This is a genomic window from Microbacterium sp. BK668, from assembly GCF_004362195.1.
Taxonomy (GTDB): Bacteria; Actinomycetota; Actinomycetes; order Actinomycetales; family Microbacteriaceae; genus Microbacterium.
The window spans coordinates 1-3714 of the sequence record NZ_SNWG01000005.1 but is presented as its reverse complement, the minus strand read 5'-3'; the positions used below and the strand labels follow the sequence as shown (position 1 = coordinate 3714).

Here is a 3714-nt window from a genome sequence, read left to right as displayed (position 1 = left end):
AATTCGGGCACTTAGCACCACTGGATTGATTGGGGCGGTTCTTCGCCGGTACGGGAATATCAACCCGTTGTCCATCGACTACGCCTGTCGGCCTCGCCTTAGGTCCCGACTTACCCAGGGAAGATTAGCTTGACCCTGGAACCCTTGGTCTTTCGGAGGACGTGTTTCTCACACGTCTTTCGCTACTCATGCCTGCATTCTCACTCGTGTAGCCTCCACGGCTGGTTCACACCGCCGCTTCGCTGGCCACACGACGCTCTCCTACCCATCAACACGGCTGGACCACGAAGGCCTACCAATAATGTCAATGCCACAACTTCGGTGGCGTGCTTGAGCCCCGTTACATTGTCGGCGCGGAATCACTTGACCAGTGAGCTATTACGCACTCTTTCAAGGGTGGCTGCTTCTAAGCCAACCTCCTGGTTGTCTGAGCAACTCCACATCCTTTCCCACTTAGCACGCGCTTAGGGACCTTAGTTGGTGGTCTGGGTTGTTTCCCTCTCGACTATGAAGCTTATCCCCCACAGTCTCACTGCTGCGCTCTCACTTACCGGCATTCGGAGTTTGGCTGACGTCAGTAACCTGGTGGGGCCCATCGGCCATCCAGTAGCTCTACCTCCGGCAAGAAACACGCAACGCTGCACCTAAATGCATTTCGGAGAGAACCAGCTATCACGAAGTTTGATTGGCCTTTCACCCCTATCCACAGCTCATCCCCTCAGTTTTCAACCTAAGTGGGTTCGGCCCTCCACGACGTCTTACCGTCGCTTCAGCCTGGCCATGGATAGATCACTTCGCTTCGGGTCTAGGACACGCGACTGAATCGCCCTATTCAGACTCGCTTTCGCTACGGCTACCCCACTCGGGTTAACCTCGCCACGTATCGCTAACTCGCAGGCTCATTCTTCAAAAGGCACGCTGTCACAGCTGCTAGGGCTGCTCCAACGGTTTGTAAGCAAACGGTTTCAGGTACTATTTCACTCCCCTCCCGGGGTACTTTTCACCTTTCCCTCACGGTACTTGTCCGCTATCGGTCATCTGGGAGTATTTAGGCTTATCAGGTGGTCCTGACAGATTCACACGGGATTTCTCGGGCCCCGTGCTACTTGGGATACTCTTCGCGCCAAGGGAGGCATTTCGACTACGGGGTTGGCACCCTCTATGACCGGCCTTTCAATGCCGTTCGTCTATACCTTCTTGTAACGCCGGCCGCTCGGCAGAACAGCCCGAAAAGTCCCACAACCCCGAATACGCAACTCCTGCCGGATATCACACGTACTCGGTTTAGCCTGTTCCGGTTTCGCTCGCCACTACTAACGGAATCGCGGTTGCTTTCTCTTCCTGTGGGTACTGAGATGTTTCACTTCCCCACGTTCCCTCTACCCGCCCTATATATTCAGGCGGGAGTCACTGGGTCGGCACGCCGCCCAGCGGGGTTTCCCCATTCGGAGATCCTCGGATCAAAGTGTGCTTATCCACTCCCCGAGGCTTATCGCAGATTGCTACGTCCTTCTTCGGCTCCAGATGCCAAGGCATCCACCGTTTGCTCTTAAAGACTTGAAATCACATGAGTTGAATCGTCAATATGAAATTGACTAATGATCTTTAAGATCATCTATACGAACCGGCCGAAACCGGTTCGAAGATGCTCGCGTCCACTGTGTAGTTCTCAAAGTACGGGCGGTACCCTCTCCGCACGCCAGCACAGCCGGCGTCAGAAAAGGCCCTGAGGTTCGGTCGGCTCCGAAGAGCACATCCGGTCCCTCAGGACCCAACAGCGTGCATGCCCCCACCCGTCCACCCCAGGCCGTTCCAGCTGCAAGCAGCGTACTGAACCCGAGATCTCCCGATGAGAGCCCCGTCAAATGTTCCACCCATGAGCTGACCGGCTGAGACATTCGCTCAGAACCGGCGCCTGGACACCCGAAGGTGCCAGATGCTCCTTAGAAAGGAGGTGATCCAGCCGCACCTTCCGGTACGGCTACCTTGTTACGACTTAGTCCTAATTACCGATCCCACCTTCGACGGCTCCCTCCACAAGGGTTGGGCCACCGGCTTCAGGTGTTACCGACTTTCATGACTTGACGGGCGGTGTGTACAAGACCCGGGAACGTATTCACCGCAGCGTTGCTGATCTGCGATTACTAGCGACTCCGACTTCATGAGGTCGAGTTGCAGACCTCAATCCGAACTGGGACCGGCTTTTTGGGATTCGCTCCACCTTACGGTATTGCAGCCCTTTGTACCGGCCATTGTAGCATGCGTGAAGCCCAAGACATAAGGGGCATGATGATTTGACGTCATCCCCACCTTCCTCCGAGTTGACCCCGGCAGTATCCCATGAGTTCCCACCATTACGTGCTGGCAACATAGAACGAGGGTTGCGCTCGTTGCGGGACTTAACCCAACATCTCACGACACGAGCTGACGACAACCATGCACCACCTGTATAGAGACCTTGCGGGGCGACTGTTTCCAGACGTTTCCTCTATATGTCAAGCCTTGGTAAGGTTCTTCGCGTTGCATCGAATTAATCCGCATGCTCCGCCGCTTGTGCGGGTCCCCGTCAATTCCTTTGAGTTTTAGCCTTGCGGCCGTACTCCCCAGGCGGGGAACTTAATGCGTTAGCTGCGTCACGGAATCCGTGGAATGGACCCCACAACTAGTTCCCAACGTTTACGGGGTGGACTACCAGGGTATCTAAGCCTGTTTGCTCCCCACCCTTTCGCTCCTCAGCGTCAGTTACGGCCCAGAGATCTGCCTTCGCCATCGGTGTTCCTCCTGATATCTGCGCATTCCACCGCTACACCAGGAATTCCAATCTCCCCTACCGCACTCTAGTCTGCCCGTACCCACTGCAGGCCCGAGGTTGAGCCTCGGGTTTTCACAGCAGACGCGACAGACCGCCTACGAGCTCTTTACGCCCAATAATTCCGGATAACGCTTGCACCCTACGTATTACCGCGGCTGCTGGCACGTAGTTAGCCGGTGCTTTTTCTGCAGGTACCGTCACTTTCGCTTCTTCCCTGCTAAAAGAGGTTTACAACCCGAAGGCCGTCGTCCCTCACGCGGCGTTGCTGCATCAGGCTTGCGCCCATTGTGCAATATTCCCCACTGCTGCCTCCCGTAGGAGTCTGGGCCGTGTCTCAGTCCCAGTGTGGCCGGTCACCCTCTCAGGCCGGCTACCCGTCGACGCCTTGGTGAGCCGTTACCTCACCAACTAGCTGATAGGCCGCGAGCTCATCCCAGACCGAAATTCTTTCCAGACGTTGAAGATGCCTTCACGTCTCGTATCCGGTATTAGCAGCTGTTTCCAGCTGTTATCCCAGAGTCCGGGGCAGATTGCTCACGTGTTACTCACCCGTTCGCCACTGATCCAGGAAGCAAGCTTCCTTTCACCGTTCGACTTGCATGTGTTAAGCACGCCGCCAGCGTTCATCCTGAGCCAGGATCAAACTCTCCGTAAAGAAATAATGCCGACAACGACCGGAATAAGGCCGAAGCAGCGAGTTTGAACTGACCAAATGAGGATGCCATTGCTGACATATCCGTTACGCCAACCCCAAAGGGCCGACGATTTGATCCAAAGGAATCTCATCCAGCCAAAGCTGGAACGAGGTTATTTGGCATTTGACAAGTGCACGCTGTTGAGTTCTCAAGGATCGGATGCTCCCGCAGCTCAGCCTCACAGCCTCACCCACAGGGCAACTTCTC

At 55.5% G+C, this 3714-nt stretch carries 2 rRNA genes (1 of these 2 only partly in view); both read right to left on the bottom strand.

Annotated features, from left to right (window positions below):
* Positions 1 to 1563, bottom strand: a 23S ribosomal RNA gene (locus tag EV279_RS16715); it reaches 1642 nt to the left of the window's first position.
* A gap of 384 nt (positions 1564 to 1947) precedes the next feature.
* Positions 1948 to 3467 (bottom strand): 16S ribosomal RNA (locus EV279_RS16710).
* Together the 16S and 23S rRNA genes form the textbook arrangement of a ribosomal RNA operon.
* Positions 3468 to 3714: the final 247 nt, after the last annotated feature.